23 protein-coding genes are annotated in these 22065 nt (G+C 60.3%); 4 read left to right on the top strand and 19 right to left on the bottom strand.

Features of this window, described 5'->3' with window-relative positions; translation table 11 throughout:
* Positions 1–17 precede the first annotated feature (17 nt).
* The 5 genes from catC to EU811_RS20555 form a co-directional block, all read right to left on the bottom strand.
* Positions 18–296, bottom strand: coding sequence for a muconolactone Delta-isomerase (catC, locus tag EU811_RS20530; RefSeq protein WP_142940138.1), 279 nt, complete (start codon positions 294–296; stop codon positions 18–20).
* Between the two features lie 51 nt (positions 297–347).
* The gene (locus tag EU811_RS20535; protein WP_142940139.1) at positions 348–1451 is read right to left on the bottom strand and encodes a mandelate racemase/muconate lactonizing enzyme family protein; all 1104 of its coding nucleotides are present in this window, start codon (positions 1449–1451) and stop codon (positions 348–350) included.
* A 30-nt stretch (positions 1452–1481) separates the two neighbouring features.
* Positions 1482–2384, bottom strand: a complete 903-nt coding sequence (locus tag EU811_RS20540; protein WP_142940140.1) for a LysR substrate-binding domain-containing protein — start codon at positions 2382–2384, stop codon at positions 1482–1484.
* 1192 nt (positions 2385–3576) lie between these two features.
* Positions 3577–3951 carry a DoxX family protein gene (locus EU811_RS20550; RefSeq protein WP_142940141.1) on the bottom strand — a complete coding sequence of 125 codons (375 nt, stop codon included), beginning with the start codon at positions 3949–3951 and terminating at the stop codon, positions 3577–3579.
* A 49-nt stretch (positions 3952–4000) separates the two neighbouring features.
* On the bottom strand, positions 4001–5056 hold the full coding sequence (locus tag EU811_RS20555; RefSeq protein WP_142940142.1) for an LLM class flavin-dependent oxidoreductase: 1056 nt from the start codon (positions 5054–5056) through the stop codon (positions 4001–4003).
* Between the two features lie 96 nt (positions 5057–5152).
* On the opposite strand from EU811_RS20555, the gene EU811_RS20560 reads away from it, so the two are divergent.
* A complete protein-coding gene (locus tag EU811_RS20560) occupies positions 5153–5635 on the top strand; it encodes a MarR family winged helix-turn-helix transcriptional regulator (protein WP_142940143.1) in 483 nt (160 codons plus the stop codon).
* A 140-nt stretch (positions 5636–5775) separates the two neighbouring features.
* On the opposite strand, the gene EU811_RS20565 is transcribed toward EU811_RS20560, so the two are convergent.
* A complete protein-coding gene (locus EU811_RS20565) occupies positions 5776–6627 on the bottom strand; it encodes a fumarylacetoacetate hydrolase family protein (protein WP_142940144.1) in 852 nt (283 codons plus the stop codon).
* A gap of 133 nt (positions 6628–6760) precedes the next feature.
* Between EU811_RS20565 and EU811_RS20570 the strand changes: the two genes are divergently transcribed.
* The gene (locus EU811_RS20570; protein ID WP_274595845.1) at positions 6761–7204 is read left to right on the top strand and encodes a nitrilase-related carbon-nitrogen hydrolase; all 444 of its coding nucleotides are present in this window, start codon (positions 6761–6763) and stop codon (positions 7202–7204) included.
* A 384-nt stretch (positions 7205–7588) separates the two neighbouring features.
* Here EU811_RS20570 and EU811_RS20575 read toward each other — a convergent pair whose 3' ends face one another.
* From EU811_RS20575 to EU811_RS20620, 11 genes are all read right to left on the bottom strand, one after another.
* Positions 7589–8560 (bottom strand): formylglycine-generating enzyme family protein, encoded by a 972-nt coding sequence (locus EU811_RS20575; protein ID WP_142940145.1) that lies wholly within the window; start codon positions 8558–8560, stop codon positions 7589–7591.
* Positions 8553–10376: an arylsulfatase gene (locus EU811_RS20580; protein WP_202979330.1), complete on the bottom strand. Its 1824-nt coding sequence runs from the start codon at positions 10374–10376 to the stop codon at positions 8553–8555. The genes EU811_RS20575 and EU811_RS20580 overlap by 8 nt, the downstream gene beginning before the upstream one ends.
* 53 nt (positions 10377–10429) lie before the next feature.
* Positions 10430–10594 (bottom strand): hypothetical protein, encoded by a 165-nt coding sequence (locus tag EU811_RS23590; RefSeq protein WP_160147670.1) that lies wholly within the window; start codon positions 10592–10594, stop codon positions 10430–10432.
* Between the two features lie 25 nt (positions 10595–10619).
* Positions 10620–10829: a hypothetical protein gene (locus tag EU811_RS20585; RefSeq protein ID WP_142940146.1), complete on the bottom strand. Its 210-nt coding sequence runs from the start codon at positions 10827–10829 to the stop codon at positions 10620–10622.
* A 560-nt stretch (positions 10830–11389) separates the two neighbouring features.
* Positions 11390–11560 carry a hypothetical protein gene (locus EU811_RS23885; RefSeq protein ID WP_187697275.1) on the bottom strand — a complete coding sequence of 57 codons (171 nt, stop codon included), beginning with the start codon at positions 11558–11560 and terminating at the stop codon, positions 11390–11392.
* A gap of 381 nt (positions 11561–11941) precedes the next feature.
* Positions 11942–13750: an FAD-dependent monooxygenase gene (locus EU811_RS20595; protein WP_142940147.1), complete on the bottom strand. Its 1809-nt coding sequence runs from the start codon at positions 13748–13750 to the stop codon at positions 11942–11944.
* A 95-nt stretch (positions 13751–13845) separates the two neighbouring features.
* Positions 13846–14868 (bottom strand): 4-hydroxy-2-oxovalerate aldolase, encoded by a 1023-nt coding sequence (dmpG, locus tag EU811_RS20600; RefSeq protein ID WP_142940148.1) that lies wholly within the window; start codon positions 14866–14868, stop codon positions 13846–13848.
* Positions 14865–15818 carry an acetaldehyde dehydrogenase (acetylating) gene (locus EU811_RS20605; protein ID WP_142940149.1) on the bottom strand — a complete coding sequence of 318 codons (954 nt, stop codon included), beginning with the start codon at positions 15816–15818 and terminating at the stop codon, positions 14865–14867. The genes dmpG and EU811_RS20605 overlap by 4 nt, the downstream gene beginning before the upstream one ends.
* Positions 15815–16624, bottom strand: a complete 810-nt coding sequence (locus tag EU811_RS20610) for a 2-keto-4-pentenoate hydratase (protein ID WP_142940150.1) — start codon at positions 16622–16624, stop codon at positions 15815–15817. The genes EU811_RS20605 and EU811_RS20610 overlap by 4 nt, the downstream gene beginning before the upstream one ends.
* Positions 16624–17472: an alpha/beta fold hydrolase gene (locus EU811_RS20615; protein ID WP_142940151.1), complete on the bottom strand. Its 849-nt coding sequence runs from the start codon at positions 17470–17472 to the stop codon at positions 16624–16626. The genes EU811_RS20610 and EU811_RS20615 overlap by 1 nt, the downstream gene beginning before the upstream one ends.
* 3 nt (positions 17473–17475) lie before the next feature.
* Positions 17476–18456, bottom strand: coding sequence for a VOC family protein (locus tag EU811_RS20620; protein WP_142940152.1), 981 nt, complete (start codon positions 18454–18456; stop codon positions 17476–17478).
* 344 nt (positions 18457–18800) lie between these two features.
* On the opposite strand from EU811_RS20620, the gene EU811_RS24775 reads away from it, so the two are divergent.
* The gene (locus EU811_RS24775; protein WP_142940153.1) at positions 18801–19580 is read left to right on the top strand and encodes an IclR family transcriptional regulator; all 780 of its coding nucleotides are present in this window, start codon (positions 18801–18803) and stop codon (positions 19578–19580) included.
* A 163-nt stretch (positions 19581–19743) separates the two neighbouring features.
* Positions 19744–20124, top strand: coding sequence for a DUF6924 domain-containing protein (locus EU811_RS20630; protein ID WP_238703486.1), 381 nt, complete (start codon positions 19744–19746; stop codon positions 20122–20124).
* On the opposite strand, the gene EU811_RS20635 is transcribed toward EU811_RS20630, so the two are convergent.
* Both EU811_RS20635 and EU811_RS20640 read right to left on the bottom strand, forming a co-directional pair.
* Positions 20108–21577: a Fis family transcriptional regulator gene (locus tag EU811_RS20635; protein WP_142940155.1), complete on the bottom strand. Its 1470-nt coding sequence runs from the start codon at positions 21575–21577 to the stop codon at positions 20108–20110. The genes EU811_RS20630 and EU811_RS20635 overlap by 17 nt on opposite strands.
* Complete coding sequence (locus tag EU811_RS20640; RefSeq protein ID WP_069949793.1) at positions 21570–21923, bottom strand: helix-turn-helix domain-containing protein; 354 nt, start codon at positions 21921–21923, stop codon at positions 21570–21572. The genes EU811_RS20635 and EU811_RS20640 overlap by 8 nt, the downstream gene beginning before the upstream one ends.
* Between the last annotated feature and the right edge of the window lie 142 nt (positions 21924–22065).

The following is a 22065-nucleotide window of genomic DNA, read 5'->3' on the forward strand; positions in this document are numbered from 1 at the left end:
CAGTTATCGCGCAAAAACTACTTCACGTCCGAGGGGTGCTTGGCCAAAGGCACCACCGAGATGTCCATGTAAGGGAACAGCGGCAGGTTCTGCAGGATGTCGTGCAGCTCATCATGAGATTCGACATCAAATACGGAATAGTTCGCATACTCGCCTACTACCCGCCAGATCTCCGGCCACTTGCCCGCGCGTTGCAGTTGCTGGGAGTAGGCTTTTTCCGTTGCCTTGATTTTGGCGGCGTCCTCCGCCGCCATGTCGCCGGGCAGGTTGACGTCCATGTGGACCAAGTACTTCACAGTTATCTCCTCTAATTTGAGCGGGGGTGCCCAGCCGCCAGGCTGGGAGATCTAACGATCGTTGCGGTAGCGGGCGAGTTTGTCTTCATCAATGGTGGTACCGGCTCCAGCAGCCTGTCGGACATATATGCGGCCGTCGGCGATGGACAGGGGCTCTGCTAGTAGGTCATCGGCCATGTCGAGGTAGTTGGACAACTCTGCGGCGCGTTTGGATGTATGGGCGAAAGCGGCCCCGAACACTACCGAGGCGACGGTACCGACTTGGGTATCGATTTGGTTACCGATATAGACGTCCACCCCCATTCCCTCCGCCATGCCGACAATCTTGGCAGCCTCGGTGAAGCCGGAGCGGGCGGTCTTTACTGCCAAAAGGTTCGCCCCGCCGGTAAGGATCTCCCGGGCGGCGTCCCCAAGGGTGGGGGCTGACTCATCGGCCGCGATCGGGATCGCGGCGTTGGCGACCAACCGTCGCCGGCCTAGAACTTCACGCGCGTCGTCCGGCTCTTCTAGAAACTGCAGGCCCAGGTCACTCGTGCGGCGCAGCACCTCGGCGGCTTCGTTGGCAGACCAGCCGCGATTGGCGTCCAAATATAGTTCGGCTTCCTCGCCCAGGCCTTCGCGCAAGACCCGGGCTGCCTCCACGTCCAGGGACAGGGGTCTGCGGCCGGTCTTGAGCTTGAAAGTGTTGATTCCGTAGGTGTCACGAAACCTCAAGGCGAGCTCCAGCAGTTCCGCGGCGGGTTTGAACCCGAGCATGTGCGATACCCGCAGGGAGTCGGTATAGCCGCCCAGGAGCTTTGTTACTGGCTGGCCAAGAGCTTGTCCAATGATGTCCCAAAGCGCTATGTCAACCGCGCCCTTGGCCGCTTCGTTGTGCACGGTGCGGGCCATGATGGCCTGAGCTTTCTCTCGGTCGAATACGTCCAGCCCAATCAGCTGGGGCGCAAAAAGGTCTTCGATTACGGCTACGACCGACTTTTGCGTCTCTCCATAGGTGTAAGGCCTTGGCGGGGCGTCCGCGGTGCCAACGATTCCATCGACTGTGCGTATGCGCACGAGTACATGCTCAGCGGCATGAACTGCACCAGAGGCGAAGTGCAGGGGATGGATGTAAGGGATCGAGTACGGGATCGCCTCGATGGCTGCGATCTTCATGGGCGAATCAGGCCTTTCTTGGATGCGAATCTATGACGGACCGGAGCACGGGGTGTCCGGCCCCGTGACGGTAATGACGACGTCGAGGAAGTTATGCAGTAACGCAGAGCGGTCTTCCTTCCGCCATGCAACAGCCAGATCGACCTCCGGAGAATGCTCCAGGTTGCGGTAGACAACCCCTTCCAGTTGGAGCGCCCGCACGCTGGAGGGCACGATCGACACTCCGCCCCCGGCCGCCACGAACGACAGCATCGTCGAGGTCTCTCCGGCTATCTGGGCGATCCGTGGCTGGAACCCTGCCTGCCGGCAGAGTTCTGCAGTCGTGCGGTGAAGCACCGACTCTGGCGGATAAGCAATAAAGTCCTGATCTTGCAGCTCGGACACGGCTACTGGCCGTTCACCGGCCAGGAGACTGAAGGAAGGTAGGGCAACCACCAGGGGCTCACGGGCAACGATGCGGTATTCGATCTCCGGAGACGCCACAGGCGGCCGCAATAAAGCGGCATCGAGGGCGCCCTCGCGGAGACCCTCTTCCATGGACGGCGTAAGCATCTCTCCGTGGAGGCTTAGCGACAAACTCGGCATAATTTGCTTGGCACGGCGCACGATCGGAGGCATCACCCCATAGGTCGCTGAGCCGGCGAAGCCGACGCGCAAGACCCCTGTGGCCCCCTGCCCCACCTGGAGGACGTCCGCCTTGAGAATCTCCAACTCATTGATGATCCGGCGTCCCCTGTCCAGCAACACCTGCCCGGCGGCGGTGAGGTCGACTTGCCGTGTTGTGCGATTGAGCAGTTTGACGCCTAACAGCTCCTCAAGCTGACGGATCTGTTGCGACAGCGGAGGTTGGGCCATATGCAGCCGCTTGGCGGCTCGACCAAAGTGTCGCTCTTCTGCCACAGCGATGAAGTAGCTCAACTGGCGGATCTCCACTGCTACCTTGCACTCTCCTCTGTGTGACCTGGGGCGTTCAAGACCAGCGGACATCATTGATTCAAAGAATAGCAATAAAAGGCTCCACTGGGACATCAGAAGGACTAAATAGAGGGGAGTATTAAGGGTTAGCAGCGACAGTTCCAGCAAACCCCTACCAACAGGCCGGGACTTGAGCCGAGTCACTGTCCGCCTTCCGCCCTCAAACCCGACAAACGGGCACTGGCAAGGGCTGGCTCAGCCTCGGGCACGGAGTGTGCCAGCCTTTCGCTCATGCAGGGACAAAGCGATTCACTTGGCCCTGGTGGACTAGCTGTGTGATTCTTACAGAATGTGATTCGCCCTAACAGGTTGGAAAACCCCACCTCGTAGCAGATGTAAGAGATGGCTTTGTCCCTGCGTTCCAGCAGCGCAGGGCGTGGGCTAGGCGAAAGCTTGCGGACCAAGTCGCTGAAGTTCTGGCCCGGTGGCGCGTTGAATTATTTCGAGAAGGAAGCTTCCTTCATTCCGACAAGTGCGGTGGCTTCGGATATCTCGACGCTTCCGGCATCGTTGTTGAAAGCGTACTCGAGGTCGAGGTCGAGGTCGACGACGGCGGCGGCGGCTTGGCCGTGCAGCTGCGGCCTGAACCATTCCTCGGCTAGATAGCGCCGGCCCTCCAGCGGCGCTCTGGTACGGATGTGGCCCGCATTCCCAATAGGCGTTCAGCCAGCCTCGTCATGGCTCCGCAGCTACTTTTACTCCCGTGCTTAAAGGCAATAACTGTGATTCCGTCAACCTGTCTTTGCTGGGTAACCCCGTACGTGCTGATCACGCGGCCGGAACCGGTAGCGACTTTAGTCCGTTCATGGTTGGGGTCAATTCAGGTTATCCACGGCTAGAAATTGGCTGCCGTTGGGATAGCTCGCCGGCCAGCAGTAGCGATGGATAACCTATGAGAAATTGTCTCCGGCTGTGGGCGGGCCGACATGACCTCTCGTTGGAACGTAGATCAATTCCGTTGTTCCTACGACTAGGTCAGTGGCGGCATCTCAGCTTTGGGTGTGACCTGATTCCACTCACCGGTGGCACCTGCACCATATCCGCTGAACGCCGCCCAGGTCCGGCTGACACTGGCCCACCCTCTGAATGAGGGTGGGCAAGCAGTGCAGCGTAGGGCTGTGGGTCTTGTGCCGTGTAGGGGAGTGGTTGGTCAGAGGCTGTAGGAGCCGAATCTGGCGATGGCGAGGCCCGCGGCGAGAATGCCGAGGACGATGTTGATGATGATGTTGGAATTTTCGTGGCGGCGGCCGTGCGTGATTGCTGCACCTGCCATGAGGAGGAAGAGCCCGGTCGCGGCTATGGGCACGAGGAAAGTGGCGGTGTCCAGCACGGCGGGCAGGACAAGTCCCAGGGCCCCGGCAACTTCCAATGCGCCGATGGTCTTCACAGTGCTGCCCGGCAAGTCCTCAACCCAACCTTGTCCGGATGCGGTGAGCTTGGTCTTGGATTGTGCGAGCTTCATAGTTCCTGCTCCGAGGAAGGCCAACGCGAGAAGGCCTGTAATGATCCAGAGTGTGACGTTCATGCGGGTCTTCTTTCACTTGAATACGTGACTCCAGTGGATGAACCAGAGGTCAGAGGGTTAGGCGATGAGCGGGGGCTTTATTGGCGAGCATGTCGCGGACGAGGGGGATGACTTTGCTGCCATAGAGTTCCACGGCTTTAAGCCGGGCGCTGATGGGCTGGGCTCCGGAGCTGAAGATGAGGTCGAAGCGCCCAACGTCGAGGGAGGTGACCGTCTGGGTGATTCTTCTGGCGACGGTTTCCGGTGACCCTATGTACATCGAGCCATGCCTGGTTTCGGCTTCGAATTCCTCGCGTCGGACCGGCGGCCAGCCCCGCAGGGCTCCGATGCGGTCCCTTACTACTTTGTAGTGGGGCCAGAACACTTCCTTGGCCTCGTCGTCGGTATCGGCGATAAACCCCGGTGAGTGCATGCCCACCGGCCAGGCAGTGGTGTGAAACTTTGCGGCGGAGTCCTTGTAGAGCTCAACGAACGGGGCGAAACGCTGCGGTGCTCCACCGATGATGGCGAGCATAAGGGGGAACCCGTACCGGGCGGTTCGAATCACAGATTGAGGTGTCCCTCCCACCCCTACCCATGTCCTCAGCCCGCCCTCAGTTTTGGGGTATACATCGGCGCCAATCAGCGGGGCGCGGACGGTGCCGCTCCATGTCACTGGTTTTTCTTGCAGCAGCCGGGCGAACAGTTCGATCTTTTCTTCAAAGAGCACGTTGTAGTCCTTGAGGTCATACCCAAAGAGAGGGAAGGACTCGGTAAAAGAACCCCGGCCAAGAATGACCTCGGCGCGACCACTGGAAAGGGCGTCGACTGTAGCGAACCGTTCAAACACCCGGACCGGATCATCCGAACTCAGGACCGTCACCCCTGACCCCAGACGGATTCGGGAGGTTCTGGTGGCCATCCCGGCAAGAACCGTCTCGGGGGACGAGACCGAATACTCCGGCCGGTGGTGCTCCCCGACGGTAAAGACATCAACACCCAGCTGATCGGCAAGCACTGCTTCGTCCACCAAATGCCGGAGCGCCCGCGCGTGCGTGACCGGTACGCCAGCGTCGTCAACGGGAACATCACCGAAGGTGTCCAGCCCAAAAATCATTTCCCTCATCGAACTCTCCGCTGGTTGATACGTCAACTATATAATTGACGTGTCAATCATCGATCAGTAATATTGGCGTGTCAAGTAACGAGGAAAGCGGGCTTAGTGGAGGATGCAGCGAAGAAGGCAAGACAAAGTCCCACTCCCTACGAACTGGCCGTTTGGCGGGAGTATGTCGAAACGGCGGAAGACCTTCGCCGCGCTCTCTCAGCGGAACTTCAATCCGCATCAGGCATATCTCCGGGTGACTATGCGGTCCTCTTGGCCCTAAGCGAGGCCGAGGAGCACAGGATGCGCTCTTCAATCCTTGCAGAAGAAATCGGCTGGGAACGGAGCCGGCTGTCCCATCACTTGGGGCGGATGGAAAACCGCGGACTAGTGAGGCGCCACCGCTCCGGCCAAGACAACCGGGGCGCCGTGGTTGAGTTGACCGGAGAGGGCGCCCAGACATTTCGCAGCTCATCAGCATCACATCTGCGCCTTGTCCGGAAACTCTTCATCGACGCCCTCACACCGCAGAATCTCGAGGCCGCACGGAACGTCGCAGCCAGCTTGCGGACACACCTCAAAAGTGCCGAGAGCAGTTGAGCGATTCTTCTCGCGCTGGGTAAGGGTGGAGCTCACTGTTCCTCTTGCACCGTGGATCCGGGGAGGTACGGGGGAGCGGAAAATCCCCGAAAGTGGCCGCTCCTGAATCGGAAAATCTGGCTTTTTTAGGGCCGGTTGGATTACGAAAAGAGCTGTTTGATCTCGCCCAGTCCCTCGATCGTACTGATGAGTTCCTCGCCTGAGCGCAAATAGCGTTTGGGGTTTCTACCGAAACCGACTCCGTTTGGAGTTCCTGTGAAGATCAGATCCCCGGGAGTCAGCTCAACTACGGATGACAGGTGCTCCACAAGGGTGGGGATGTCAAAGATGAGGTTTGCCGTTGATCCGTTTTGGAGCACTTCGTCGCCTACACTGCAATGCATCTTCAGCTGTCCGGGGTCCACTACCTCGTCGGCGGTCGTCATCCAGGGACCAACGGGCGCGAAGCCGGCGTAGGACTTTCCGAGTGAGAATTGAGGTGACGAGCTTGAAGCAAATTGAAGAGCCCGGTCTGACAGGTCTTGTCCCACTGCATAACCGGCGATGTGGTTGAACGCCTCGTCCTTGGTGATGTTGCGGCCCCCGCCCCCGATGACGGCAACAAGCTCGATTTCCCAGTCCACGCTGTCCGAGGGCAGCTGAATTGATTCTCGTGCGCCTGACAGTGATGTGGCGAATTTGGTGAATACTGCCGGAACTTCGGGCGCAGCGATTGAGACTTCTTCGGCATGGGCCTGGTAGTTCATGCCGATGGCGAAAATCTGCCGGGGATCGGCGATCGGGCTTTCCAATGCATCCCAGGAGACCGGGAAGGCACCAGAGTCGAGGTCCTGGCGATTAGCCCAGGACCTCAATTCGTTGAGGTGGGACAATAGCTCTCGCGTGTTGCTGGGGAATTTGCCGTTCGACCATTCTTCAATGTCGATGCCTTGCAGGTCATGGCCACTTTCGGTAATGAGGGTGGCACGGCCGTTGATAGATGCGATGCGCATTCAGAATCCTTATATATGTAACGAGGGTTGCTTTGGATCAGGCGGTGGCGATGGAGTCTGAACCGTCCCGGGAATTATGCCGCCTGTTTGTTGGCGGCATCGTCGGGTAACGAGCCGGGTTGTAGATCATAATATGTCTGCTCATATTCCTCTGGTGTCTGGTGATCCAGGGCGGAATGCTAGCGTTCGTTGTTGTACCAGTGGACCCACTCGAAGACGATTCCATCACGACGGTTTCGTGGTGCGCATGGCCATCGAAGGCCGCGTCTTCGTCCTGTTCGCATGTCAGACCATCGCCAAAGACGCCTATCCGGCCGACTACGAATTCGAGTTCGAAATCGGGAACAACGTCATGCGCGGCGGAAGCATGATTGTGAACCCGCTCGGCAACGTCCTCGCCTGCCCTGTCTTTGACGAGGAAACCATCCTGCACGCCGACGCAGAACTCAGCAAGAGAACAGAATCACACCTCGATATGGACATCACCGGCAACTACACCCGGCCCGACGTCTTTTCACTCAGCGTCGACACCAAGGCGAAAAACTCCGTCGAATTCTACGGCCATGTGAACGCCTAACCCCAAGTAAGACCGATGAGGCCCCCAGCTCCGGCGGGACCTCATCGGTTCTGTCCAAGGCACCAGAAACGACTGTATTCGCTACAAACCAGCTGAGTTGTTGAAATGAATCTCTGAACCCGGGAATTTGCATCGAACCCTAGTGCCGAATTCTATGTGGCTGCTCTTTCCGTCCAGCGCGGGTTCATACATTGTGCGGATAGGACACTACAGGTTACCCCCGACCCTTATTGCGGGCAGTCTTCCTCGCCACATTGACTCCAGCGATGAAGTACACCCTATGAAACAGAATGCAGGCTCTTTACAGTTCAGGGGGAGGCCTGCATCTACCTGCAGGCTCTTTACGGAGCCTGCTACCTGAAGGGCTGTGTCAGCTTACTGGTCTCATCCGATGTCGGTTGCTACTCGGAATCCGATGTTGCCGGAGGTGGATTCCGGGGTGTTGGAGTTGCGGGCCGCGACCCTGTAGCGATTGCAGTAGGAGTCGTGGCATAGGTAGGATCCTCCCCGCAGCACACGCCGGGTGCCGGATGCCGGACCGTGGGGATCACTAAGCGGGGTCTGGGAATAGTAGTCCGCCTCGAACCAGTCCCGGCACCATTCCCACACGTTGCCGGCCATCTGCCACAGCCCGTACCCGTTGGGTCGGTAGGTCTTCACCGGTGCGGTGGTGAGGTAGCCGTCGTCGGCGGAGTTCTCGTGCGGGAACCGGCCCTGCCAGATGTTGCAGTTCCACGCCGGGTCCGGGGTCAGCTCATCTCCCCACGCCAGGCGTTTTCCCTGCAGGCCGCCGCGGGCGGCGTACTCCCACTCGGCCTCGGTGGGAAGACGTGTGCCGGCCCATTGGCAGTAAGCGGTTGCGTCGTCCCAGGAGACGTGAACGACCGGGTGCTCGTCCATCCCGGCCAGGTCGGATGCCGGCCCGTGGGGGTGTTGCCAGTCGGCTCCTTTCACGGCCAGCCACCAGGGGACACCGGTGGCCTGGTTGAAGATGTCGGTGCGTTGTCCTTGGAAGGCGGCGTAGAAGACGGCCGAGACCCCGAACTGTTCGGCGGTGGTCCGGTAGCCGGTCGCCTGCACGAACTTCTCGAACTGGGCGTTGGTGACCGTTGTGGTCTGCATACGGAAACCATTCAGTGTCACCTGGTGGACGGGGGTCTCCCCGTCCTTCGGGTAGCCCTCGTTGTGGTGGTCTCCCATGGCGAAGCTGCCGGCGGGGACGTCTGCGAACTCACCTGGTGTTTGCTGGCGGGTGGTAAGGCCCGAGAGAGTGGGCTGAGGATGGATGGAGCTGGTTGCTGTGACCGAGCCGAAGGAGGAGAGGTCACCACCTGACGGCAAGCAACAGCTACTCATTGGTGGCGGTCTCCGAAGCATTCTTTTCAACCGCCCAGTCCATGACGTACCCCTTGTCAGCGGCAGCTGGTGCGATTTTATTGACCGCTTCAAAGTCGACCACAGCGACACCGTTCTTTTCGGCGTACTGGTCCCACTTGTTGCTCAGGTCATCGAGGACGTCCGGGCGATCGGCTGCGAGGTTAGTAGTCTCGCCCGGATCCTCGGCCAGGTTGTACAGCGAGTACTCACCCGTGCCACCCATGGGTTCAGGGGCGAATAGCAGCTTCCAGTCACCGGAGCGGTAGGCGCGGTGTCCGAAGTGTTCCCAGCCGAATTCATCATCCCCGATGGTCTCCGAGGTGCCCTCCAGCAGTGGGCGGGCGGAATCACCCAGGAGGTTGCCGGCCGAGGCGAGATTCGCCCCGGCATACTCGGCGAAGGTGGGGTAGAGATCGGTGATATGGGCGAACGTATCGACAACCCGTCCACCAGCATCCCCGTTGGTTCCCGGGGCCTTGATAATCGCCGGCACCCGGGTGCCGCCCTCGAACAGGGTGTTCTTGGCCTGGAAATAGGGGCCGGAGGAAACTTGAGCCCAGGGGAGGCCGATGGACGCGAAGGATCCCTGCTGACCGTATGCTTCCATGTCCCCGATCAGTGGGTAAGCCCTGTCGTGCCAGCCTTCTTCAGTGCTAAATCCGAGGTAGAAAGCCTGAGTACTGGAGGCTGCGCCGTTGTCGCTGACCACCGCGATGAGCGTGTTGTCGTACTCGCCGGTATCCTTGAGGTGGTCGATGACCCGGCCAATTTGTTCATCTGCCTCGTGGATTACTGCTGCGTAGGTGGCCATTCGGTAGGCCAGATCCTGCTGCTGGAGGGGAGTCAGGGACTCCCATTCAGGTGTGCGATTCAGCCACCGGGTTTCCATGCCTTCGTCGATGAGACCGAGTTCGGCCATACGCTGGGTACGTTCGGTTCGAAGATCTACGAAGTCTTTATCCATGTACATGTCTAGGTACTGCTTAATGAGTTCTTCGTTCTCCACATGCAGGGGATCATGGGGAGCGGTGTAAGCGAGGTAGCTGAAGAATGGCTGGTCAGCTTCCACGCTCTGATCGACCATCTGAAGCATTTCATCGGTATAGGAACGCGTAGAGAAGAAATCGTCCGGCAGCTCGTCGACCCGCTCACCGTTGCGCTCATGGATGACGGTATCGACCGGCTCCACCGGCCTGTCAAAGAGGCGGTGCCCGTCGGAGAAGTAGGAGGCGCCAGCATCGTAAAGGGTGAAATTCTGGTCGAAGCCGAGGTCCTGGGGGGTCTGGCCTTCTGCCCCTCCCAGGTGCCACTTGCCTACCTGGTAGGTATTGTAGCCGGTGTCGCCCAACAGCTCCGCAATGCCGGTGAAATCTCCCTCCAAACTACCCTTGTAGCCGGGGGTCGCCTCGGGCACTCCCGGCGGGGTTAGACCCTCCATGGAGCCCAAGCCGACTAGGTGTCGGTCCTGGCCGGTCATGAGCTCTGCACGCGTGGGAGCACAGAGGGGAGAGGCATGGAAATCGGTGAACTGAGTGCTCTCCTTGGTCAGGGCATTCAGGTGCGGTGTGTCAATTTCGCTACCATATGCACCCAGGTCGGTATACCCCAGGTCATCCAAGAGGATCATCATGATATTCGGCTGTTCCTGCCCCTGTGCCGCAGGCGTGATCTCCCGTCCGGTGAATTCTGAGAAAATTCCGCAACCGGCCAGGCTGGAGGCAAGGAGAACGGAGGCGCCTACAGGCAGGCTCGCCAAAGCCAGCCGACCAGGGTTACGTGTGGCAGAAAATTTCATGTGCTTTCAACTTTCAATGTCGCGGGAAGAAGGCCAGTGAAAGGGCGACCTGGCTACCAATCCGTATTTGGGCAAACGGTAGGTTCGCCGATATCGACGGCCCGAACAACGGAGAGAGGGATCTCGTGGGGAACGAGGTGGTAGGGAGTGCGCATGACGTCGTAGCCGTTGTCGCCGGATACATCCAGGTAATCGAAGGTCCTCGCGGATCTGCTCAATGTCGGTGTGGTTGAGCACTTCGACTCAATGCTGCTCACAGATGGTGTAACCGCATGGAACATCAGCAGCGGTTTCCACGCGGTAGTCTCCGGGGCCGACCCGGGTAACCCTGATGCCTTGGTTGAGTGCAAGGGCATCCGGAATGACGTCCTCGACTGCCGAGTTGAGTAGATCGTCAAGCGTGGCCGCGTCGGTGGCCGATACTGTCCGGATAATGTGAGTAGCGTGGGTCATGCCTTTTCCTTAGATTCTTCTTGTGTGGAGCGATGTTGGAGGAGCCCCAGTGCCAGGTTGGGATTTCTTTGAGTCAAACAGGCTCAGTTGAAGGAAATTTGTCGTCGCGCTCGTGAAAGAGACCGTGGGCACCGCTGGGTGACAGCGGAGAAGCAGCGAAAGTGGTCTTAGATGACAAGGATCCCCCCGATTCCGTCTGCGCCGCTGCTCGGGCTTGGGCATCGGAAGCGGCCGCTGGACGAATCATGGTCGCGTTGCCCAGTAGCAACTTCAAAATCTGCGACGAGTTTGGTAAGGGGATGCATAAAGCTCTTCTGGGATGTTGGCTGGGCGAGGGGAGGCACCAGGGTAGAAAGTGGTCCCATGGGACCCCGTTACGTAAGAGCATGGATGTTTGCTGCGGGAAAGCGACGGGACATCAAGCTTTGCGATAGTTGATGACTCTTGTGGTTGTCGGTAACCTCGTGGCGGCTTTCCCTAGGGCCTCAGCGGCTTTAGGGTTTGATACTGGTAGAGGCTGTACGATCGCGCCCGTGCCGGGCTTTCCTTCGGCACTACACCTAGATCGACGGTTGGCTTGACGGAAAGAGGCATTCTGACGTGAAGCGGAAGCGGTTGGGTCCGGGAGCTTCGTAGGGCTGGACCCAGACTTCGTATCCGGAAGCGGCGTCGTACATGGTGCGGGGTTCGATGCCGTCAAAGGCGATCCAGAGCGCTGAGGAGTCCGGCATCGCCAGATCAACGATACCGGTTCGTATGATCTTCCCTTGTTGTCTTATCTCGACGTTCGCGCCTACTAGGAGAGGCCAATCAGAGGATCGGTTCAGTGTCAGTGGAAGTCCTTTCCTGTACTGGGTTTATTTGTTGACCCTTCACGCTCGATCCCCCATACGTATACTGCAGCCCTTGGATTCTCGGGCCATCCGTAACATGAAGCCGCAGTATGCACATTCATGCAGTAAAGGTGATGGCTTTCGCGTCCTGTGACAGGCCGGAGGACCGGCCTGTCACGACGACCGGGACGGCGGACAACGGGGACTGGAGTCATGGTTGCAGCGGCTCCCTCCCCGACTAATCGTCGAGCGGCACCGTTCGATGCTGTTTTCTCGGGGTCAGGCTGTGGCCTGGACCGCCTCGGCATTGGCGGTCACAGGATTGCCAGCCTTATGACCTAAGATGTGGCCGAATACCTCCACGAGACGCTGCTCCACGTCTCCACTCGAGTCGGTGGCGCGCCAAGCGATCATGTGGTCGGGCCGGACCAGTATGGCGCCGTCTTCGTCGACCTCGGCAACCTTTGCATAGTCGCCATAGCTGTCCTCATAGTCGAGCCCTCGCCCTATGGTGTGGACCTGTACCGGTACGCCGAACTCCGCTTCGACTCTTTTGGCAGCTGCGCGCCACCTTTCTCCGCCGATGCCGGTTAGGAGAGTGAAGGTTCCTCGGCCGCAGAGATCGAATATCGCGACCCGTTGCTGGTTCTGGGTGACCCACACGTGTGGTAGATGGCGGCCTGGACGAGTGGTGGCGACATAGTGGACTTCTTCGTCCAGTCCGAAATCGAACTCGATGGACCCATCCTCGACTACGGCCTGAGACGAATAATTCTGATTCATCTCCACCCCATGGGTGTTGAAGCCCATGATTGTCTCTCGGAGCGCCTTATCGAAGCGCTGTCGCTGGTTCCGTGCCTTCGGGCTGTCGGCCTGCAGTCCCTCAATGGCCCGCTCCATCGTCTGCACGTCGGGGGTCCTGGGCAGGTCCAGGGCCATGAACAACGGCGGCATGAGCCCGTTGCTTCGACTCGCGCGTTCGACGATCTGGCGAGCGACCGGGACCCGCTCATCACGGTAGCTATCGATGAGGGATGGGTTGGCCTTGCCCCGCAACACTAGCATTAGTTTCCAAGCCAGATTGTAGCTGTCCTGAATCGAGGTGTTCGAGCCCAGCCCATTCATTGGGGAGTGCCGGTGGACGGCGTCACCTACGCACATGACACGGTTCACGAGATTGTCCGTGGCGAACATGTGGTTGACGGCCCACGTGGACATGGATTCGATCTTCACGTCGATGGAGTCGTCGCCGATCAGCTGGTGCGCGATCTCGACGCCCAGTTCGTCCGTCAGTTCGGGCGCACCGGCGCTGACGTCGTAGCCCCAGACACCAACCCACCGCGTCCAAGGGCGGACGACTCGGAGCACGCCAATTCCGTTCCCGTCATGGCCGACTCCAGGCTGCATAAACCAGTACATGTCGCCTTGCCGGTGTTCAACGAGATGTGTGAGGTCTGCTTCGAAGACGACGTTGATCGATCCGCCGAGGCCCATCTCGCCCTCGAAGGGCAAGCCAATCTGCTCAGCAACGACGGAGCGGCCTCCGTCAGCGCCGATCACGTAGGCGCTGCGAATAATGTACTCCTGGCCCGTCACCCGGTCACGGACCAAGCTGGAGACACCCTCATCGTCCTGTGAGAGCGAGAGGAACTCGGTAGCGGAGCGAACAACCGTGCCGCGGGCCACGGCGGCGTTCATGAGTATGGGCTCAAGCTTGTCCTGCGGTAGGTCACATACAGAAGACGGGCTGGCCAGGTCATGTTCCGCCTGGAACCGCGGCTCCGTGTACCACGTACGCAGTCGCCCAAGCTCCGCGCCGGTCAGGCTCGTAGCGAAGACATGCTCACCCATCTTTTCCTGGGGTGTCGAAAGCGCAATTACCTCGTGCTCGAGACCGAGATCGCGAAACACTTCCACGGCACGCTGGTTGGTGATATGTGCGCGGGGAGCGTTCGCACCGCCTGGGTACTTGTTGACCACGACGTTCTTGATGCCGTACGTCGATAACAGCGCCGCCGCAGCCGCCCCGGCTGGACCTGCGCCGACAATGAGAACTTCAGTGGTGATTGTTGGTGCTTCGTTGCTCATGGATCCTCCTTGATGCTGAGCGAGAAGAGTTGGGGATGTGATCATGCACTTCTGGGACCATAGGCCCCGTTGAAACGCCGGCGCAGGACCGTGGGTCACTGCGACGGGTTCGACTTAAGATCGAGGGCGATGTCGACGAGCATGTCCTCCTGTCCGCCGATCAGTTTCCGTCGGCCGGCCTCAACCAGGAGAGCACGTGCGTCCAGACCGTGATCGGCCGCCGTCCGCTCAGCATGGCGAAGGAAGCTCGAGTATGTTCCGGCGAACCCGAGAGTCAAGGTCTCGCGATCAACTCGGACCGGTCGGTCGTGAAGCGGACGCACGATGTCATCGGCTGCGTCCTGGAGTGCGAAGAGATCCGCGCCGACTTCTATTCCCTCGAGCCCTGCCACGGCGACTAGCGCCTCGATCGGCGTGTTCCCCGCCCCCGCTCCATGCCCCGCAAGAGAGGCATCGACCCGGTATGCTCCCTCCTCGATGGCAACCATTGAATTGGCAACAGAGAGCGAAAGGTTCTCGTGCGCGTGAATGCCAATCTGCGTCGATTCATCGAGAATGTCCCGGTAGGCGCGGATCCGCTGCCGGATGCCGTTCGCCGTGAGCCGTCCGGCCGAGTCGGTGACGTAAACGCAATCGGCTCCGTAAGACTCCATCAGCTTCGCTTGTCTTGCCAGCTGCTCAGGTTCGGCTAAGTGCGACATCATGAGGAAGCCCGAGACGTCCATGCCCCACGACTTAGCGGCCTCGATGTGCTGACGAGAGACGTCGGCCTCGGTGCAGTGAGTCGCAACGCGCACGGAGCGGACGCCAGCGGCAAAGGCCGCACGGAGTTGCTTGATGGTGCCGATCCCGGGAAGGACGAGCGTCGTCAAGACGGCGCGCTCAACGGCCGCGGCTGCTGCCTCGATCCATTCCAGGCTGGTGTTCGAACCCGGTCCATAGGTTAGGCTGCCGCCACCTAGGCCGTCGCCGTGGGCGACCTCTATCGCGTCTACCCCTGCCCGGTCCAGTGCTCCCGCTACGAGTGAAACCGTCGCCGGATCGAGTCGGTTCCGGATGGCGTGCATACCATCGCGCAGAGTGACGTCTTGAAGGTAGATTCTGGACGACTTGGTCATGCTTGCGCTCCTCGTGATTCGGCGATCAGCCGCTCCGCGGTGCGCAAGGCGGCGGAGGTCATGATGTCCAGGTTCCCGGCGTAGGCAGGGAGGTACATCCCTGCCCCCTCGACTTCAAGGAACACACTCACTTTGGTGTATCCCCTTGGAGAGGTCCGTCCCTTGGGGACAAGATGTCCCGCGTCTGTGGTTTCCTCGGTGAACTGCACTGCCTGCTTGAGCCGGTACCCGGGCACGTACTGGGCCACTTCGGCGACCATGCCTTCGACCGCAGCGACGACGGCCGCCTTCGTCGGCGCGTCGAGCGGTTCTGTCAGCATTTGTACGCTGTCTCGCATGATGAGTGGCGGCTCTGCCGGGTTAAGAACGATGATGGCCTTCCCCCTCGCGGCGCCGCCGACCTGCTCGATAGCCGCAGCGGTTGTTTCCGTGAACTCGTCGATGTTCGCGCGGGTACCCGGACCGGCCGACTTCGATGCAATCGACGCAACGATTTCCGCATAGAGGACGGCGCTGATGGTGCTGACAGCATGGACTATTGGGATCGTCGCCTGACCGCCGCAGGTGACCATGTTGACGTTATCTGCTTTCAAATTCTCATGAAGGTTCACGGCGGGCACGACATAGGGACCGATGGCGGCGGGTGTGAGGTCAATGAGTGTCTTGCCGAACGGCGAGAGCTTCTCGGCGTTTTGACGATGCGCGTCGGCGCTGGTCGCATCGAAAACAACTTCGATCTCGTCGAACATTGGATGCCGGATAAGCCCGTCCACACCTTCGGCTGTGATTTCTACGCCCAAGCGTTTTGCCCTGGCCAGGCCATCTGACTCAGGATCGATGCCCACGAGGATGCCCATGGACAGCGAATCGCTGACCCTCATGACCTTGAGCATGAGATCCGTGCCGATGTTGCCGGAGCCAATGACCGCGACTTTCGATTTCGTTGTCATGCCTTCCGTTCTTCTCTTATAGTTCGGAATGTAGCCGACCTGAATGCCGGTGCGCTGACCGTCCACTCGTGCCCCGCAGTGAGCGGCATGGCACCGGACACGGCGCCGGCGAGGATGATCTCTCCCTCTCTCAGCGCTTCCCCGTATCGGCCCAGTGCTCGGGCCAGCCAGTGCACCGCGGTTACAGGATCGCCGAGGACCGCCGAGCCGAGTCCGGAGGCAACGACATCGCCGTCGCAGATCAGCCGCACTTCGGTGCCCGGAAGATCCTCCAAAACTCCCTGGTCGACGTGACGCCAAGGCCCACTCACCAGACGTGCGCTTGAAGCATTGTCTGCGACGGTGTCCACCAAGGCGATGTCCCAGTTGGCGATGCGTGAGTCGATGATCTCAATCGCGACTGCAACCGCGCCAATGGCCTCACGGGTTTCCTGAAGTGAGGGGTCAACCGGCAGAGCGCGGTCAATGCGGAACGCGAACTCCGGCTCAAGGCGTGGAGCGATGAGCTTGCTGGGATCCACACTCCCACCGTCGGCGACAACCATCGCGTCGGTAAGGAACCCGAAATCGGGCTGATCGACCCCGAGCTGCTTCTGCATGGCCTCGGATGTGAGGCCGATCTTGTGCCCGACGATCCGCTCACCCGCCGCCAGTCGCCGCGCCCGCGTACGTCCCTGGATGGCATAGGCATCGTCGAGCGTGAGTGCCGGACCCGCCAGCCGAACGGGGTCGGTTGGTTCTCCTGTGCGCTCCGCATCGCCCAGCGATGCTGAGATCTTGTCGAGGTCGGGCTCTGAGACGGCCATCAGTAGGACCCGTCGAGGAAGCCGCGGACCAGGTAGAGCATCTCGTCCCGCTTCTCGATCTGTACCCAGTGACCGCAGTTCTCCAAGATGTGTAGCTGCGAGTTCGGGATGTGCTGGTTCAAGTACACGGACGAGTCCGGCGTCACAAATCGGTCCTCACGGCCGTGGACAAGCAGAACCCGCTGCTGAATCCGACGCAGCGCTGACGGCGGGACAGTCATTTCTGCCGGTGACGAAGGCGGCGTGTACATAGAGGCGAAGGAACGCCGCACCTCCGGACGAGACAGCTCCTTGTGCCGGTCCTCGACGATCTGTGCGACGTCGACGCCGAGCGTCGCGTCGTCATAAACGAACCACCGTGTGAGGGCCTCGAGCCCCGCCTTGGACGGATCCTTGTAGAACGACGCCATGCGGACGACTTCGGGCGTCGGCACGGCCATCTGCCCGCCTGCCGTGCCCATGAGCACGAGCTGGCCGATCCGCTCCGGTGCCGTGCCCGCTGTCCACATTGCCAGGGCGCCCCCGGCCGAGTTCCCAACAAGGTGCGCGCGCTCCACTCCCAGCCCGTCCAGCAGTGCAAGAACCTGGTTGACTCTGGCGCGCATCCACTCGGTGAGCGAGACCGGCGGCTGCTCCGGGTGTTCCGTGTTGCCAAACCCGTAGATGTCGGGGGCGATCACGCGGTATCGATCCGCCAGACCCGGGATGAAGTTCCGCCAGTTAGTCTCGGCATTCGCCCCGGGGCCACCCCCGTGCAGCAGCACTACTACCTCGTCGCCGCTTCCCGCGTCCAGGTACTCGGTACGGTATCCGTTCGTCTCCAAATGCTTGGTCGTGTAGTCGCTCAAGGCTCAGGCCTCCGTTGTCGTGTTCATGACGTTGTCGTCAGCATGGGGGACGTAATCCGTCGGACCCCACATCGTCAGCGCAGTCTTGATCTTGTCCATGCCCCACTCGACTGGCTGCCAGTCAGGGTCGAAGATCAGGTAGCCGTTACTGAAGATCTCGACGCGGTGCCCGGAACCAGGGTCGCGGACATAAAGAAACACAGCTTGGCTGACACCGTGCTTGCCCGGACCCTGGTCGGGAACGATGCCAGCCTCCACCAGGATGTCCGCGGCACGGAGCACGTCAGATGCGTTGTCGAGCCAGAACGCGACGTGGTGCAGGCGCGCGGGGGTCGCTTCCTTCGGGCCAGCCTTCATGACGGCAACGTCGTGGACGAGTGGGGTTACGCTCATCCAACCGCCGACGCGGCCGTGCGGCGCCTGCACATACTCGCGCAGCTTGAAACCCAGATTGTCACTCAACCACTGGTGCTGCACCTCTGGCTCGTGGGTGGTCCAGAGATTCACGTGATCGATGCGGCGGACGCCTATTCCTCGGTTCCAAGAGCGATAGGACTGATTCAGCAGCACCGAGCGATCGGCTTCGGCAACACTTGGTTTTTCGACGTCGTAATAGAGGCGGAACTTGTGGCCGGTTGGCATCTGGAAGCGCAAGGATTCGCCAATCCCGTCTTCTGCGTTCGGCGCCTCCAATGAAACCTTGTTGCCGTTACCAGTGAGGATCTCATGAAAACCCTCCAAGTCGTCCGGCCGCTTCACACGCCAGGACACGTGGTCAAGCCGAGGCCGGTCGCCGGCCTCAAGAACGAGGCTGTGATGCTCCCTCTCCATCGCCGCTCGCAGGTAAACCTTATTCTCGGTGCGAGCAGTTATTTCGAGTCCGATGACGTCGTGGAAGAACCACAGCGACTTCTCGAGATCGGGCGTAAACAAGTGAGCCGCCCCCAGTTTGGCGATTTCTGGGTGGTAGCGGAAGTCGTTCATGGTCATTCCTGTCCGTCGTATGGTGGTCCGTATAAAGTGACCGTCTATATGGGCGACCACTCTTGGGAGTGCAAACAAAGCCCTGGGGCGGTTCCTTGGTCCTCCCCACGCGCCGAGCCAGCGTTCCTCATTTGGCTCTCGCCCTGAAGGAGTGCTCACCGATGAGCGCTTCCGGGGTCATAAGCAATATGTAAATACAGGCCGGGGATGGGAGCTCTGTATGTGATGCACTCTACAATGATCTACGCACTCAAGCGGAGAAGTCGTTCCACTGAACGGAACAAGCACTTGAGGTTTAGCGTAACTCTCTTGCTTGAGAAGACTAATTCAGCAATTCTTGTCCTATGAGTTCCACCGAGCGGGACAGTCCGCCCACCGCATCTATCGAACGTATATCAGCGATCCTCGAATGCTTCTCGCACGACGCCCCGGAATTAAGCGTTAGTGAGGTCGCTCGTCGTGCTGGCTTACCCAAGTCCACGACATCGCGTTGGGTATCTGCCTTGGTCGCACACAGGTTTCTGGAACAGCACGATCGAAGGCTCTCGTTAGGGCTGCGCTTCTTCGAACTCGGAGAACAGGCGGTGCGCCCGCAGTCGCTACGCCGACTCACTTACGCACAGATGGAGGGGCTCCGGCGGGCCACGGGTCATACAGTACATCTGGCTGTATTGGACGGACGGCACGTCGTTTACATCCAAATACTCCCAACGAGGGGCACGCCTGCGCTGCGCAGCCGGGTCGGAGGGCGCATCCTTGCCCATGCCACCGGCGTCGGCAAGGCTCTCTTGGCATTCTCGCCCTTAGAAGTGTCGGATAAGTACATTGCCGAAGGCCTCCCGAAAGTCGGTCCGAAAACGATCACGCAGCCCGATGAACTCCGCGCGGCCCTCTGGCGGACTCGGGCGCAGGGATTCTCCACTGAAGATGAGGAATCCGGTCCTGGTGTCGCCTGCGTAGCCGCCCCCATCGTCGTTGATGACTCGGCCCCACTCGCAGCCCTATCCGTCGCGGGGGACCGTTCCGCACTCGACATCGCTAGCTGCTCAAAGGCTATCGTCGCCGCAGTTGAGTCGCTCCGACGACAGGCCACACATTTGCCTCCAAACCGACTCACACTCTGACTCACGGGGTGCGAGGGCTTCCGCGGAACTGGCATGCACGGATATTCGTGGGACGGGAGTAGCACCCGCGGCGCAAACAACATCGAGTCGTTTCTCGGATCCGCCCTGATTCGCGTGGTTGGATATCGGCATGCCAATTCTTCCAAGCACAGAGAATTCACTCTTGGTCCGCACGAACTTCGCCGATGCCAAAGCTTGGGCCGATGCGCTGTCCGTTGTCATGACTGAAAACGAAGACGGTTTCCGTGCCTACGTTGAAGTCGTTGACGATAATGCCTGGGTAGACGCTGATTGGGAACAGGTCCGCCGTGCGGCTCTGGCAACCGACGAACAAGCAGTCGTCCTCTTCATTGTGGACAGCGCCGCTCTAGAACCCGACTATCCGGTGTTGGTAGTTGACTTGGGCGACTTGGCACATGAACCGTTCCGGTGCGTTGCCAGTGAACTTTGGGGAGTGGATAACAACTTGAACATCGCCAACATGGACTGGGAAGAGTTCGCCGACATGGCCGAGAGTGATGGGGTATTTAGGGGTTTTGCCTGACAGCTTTTGCTGCAGCGACGTACTGGGCGTAAGCGGCGGCCGAATCGGTGGCGTGGCGTTCGATGGTGGTAGGGGAGTAGCCGAGGGTTTCGGCGATGATGGCCACGGGTGCGAGTTTGGTGAGTTCGTGGAGGGTTCCGAGTCTCGCGGCCCGTGTACTGAATAGTTTGCTTAGCCGGGTTGTGAGGTGTCCGGGGTGGATGTGACGCCCGGGAGAGGCGCCGCGGAATACCCACTTGCTATTGGGGTGTGAGGCGGTCAGGTCGTGGCCAGGGTTCGCGGCGAGTTCGCGCCATGGTTCGGCCAGCGGATCCGGTAATGCGATCCGGGTGGTCCCGAGCTGGATGGTGACGAGTTCTTCGGTAGTGGTCACTTCGTCCCAGGTCAGCCGTGCGATGTTTTCAGCCTGATGTCCAAAGACGAGGATAAGGATCGCGGCGGCCCCGTCGCGTGTCTCTAGTCCGTCTTCGTGGATGACTCGTTTGAGTGCTTCATCCTGTCCGGGCTTGGTAAGTCGTGGGCTGGTGCCGCGGCGGTGCGGGACGATGGTGAGCCCGGCTGGGGCGGCTTTGGACTTGATGGCCCATTTGAGGAAGCGCTCGGCGATGCGCCGGGTTGTGGGCCCTTCGGCTTGCCATACGTCGAGGTGGGATTGTTGCAGCTCGGGCAGGTTGATGTCATGTCCGGTGAGCCAGTTGAGGAGGTCGATGGCCACTGTGACTTCCTGTTTGGCGCGGAGGAAGGTGCCGCGGGTGACTTCGTCCATGTGGTTCATCCGTCGTTGGTGGTGCCAGCGGATGTAGCGGCGGACCACGTCAAGGTTCTGAGGATCTTTCACGCGTTCGAGGGCTTGTGCGGACCAGCTGTCGTAGCGGATCCGGAGTTCGTCGCGTTGGGGGAGGACCCCGTGTTCGGTGAGGAGTCCGCGGACGTATTCGCGGGTGCGTGAGTCGGGCAGTTCGTCGAGGCTTTCGTGGGTGATCTTTGGTGCGACCGCGAGGTTGCGGAGGAATGCGGCGACGTGCTTTTGACGGATCCAGGTCATGCCGCTGTTGGCCCGTTTCATGGACTTCAGCGCGGCCGCCAGCGGGATCAACGATGTGGCGATGGATCCTGTGGCCGGGTCGGTGAGCAGGTCATCTACGACATTGCCGAGGACGCAGGTCCAGCAGCGCCCGCCGCTGTGGAGTTCGTCCTCGGCTCCGCAGGTCTCGCAGTCGATGTTGAGTCGGATGCCTGAGCAGCGGCGGCAGGCGGGTTGGTTATCGATGAGGCCGGGCAGGACTCCTTCGTGTCCGCAGGCGCAGATTCCTCGGGTGCGTTTGGCTTGCTGGTAGCAGTAGCCGCAGACTCCGCCGTCGGGCCATCGTGCGACGGTTTGGTGGTGCTGGCCGCAGCGGTTGCAGGGGACCGGCCAGCGGATGGGGTCCTCTGCTTTGCGTGGCTTACTCACCGTCCTCGGGTGTGACGAGGCGGATGCGCTTGGCGATCGGGTTACCTGGTTGGATTCCGAGGTCTTCGCTGCGCTGCGGGGCGTTGGCCGTTGCTGCGGCGCGCATCTCAACGAATGGTTCGAACAGGTCGTTCGGGGTGCAGTCCAGGATGTCGCAGAGCGCCGCGAATGTTCTGGCCGGGATGCGTTCGGGCGTGGCCGTGACGAGTCGGTAGACCTGGCTCTCGGAGAGGTTGATTCCGCGGGATCTCAGAAGGGGCATCAGTTCGGTGGTCTTCCAGAGGTTGCGCTTGGCCATGAGGGCACGCAAGTTCCAGCGGTAGCCGATCCGGCGTTGTTCAGGCATCTGGGTCCTCCAAGGTCGTGATGCGGCGTGCGATCATCTGCTGCACGGTTTTCTGCTTGAAGTCCGACGATACCGATGTGTAGAGGCCGGTGGTCGAGGCGTACGAGTGGCCGACCTGTGTCTGCATTATCTTGAGCCCGTC

Source organism: Arthrobacter sp. TS-15, assembly GCF_006964045.1.
Classification (GTDB): Bacteria; Actinomycetota; Actinomycetes; order Actinomycetales; family Micrococcaceae; genus Arthrobacter.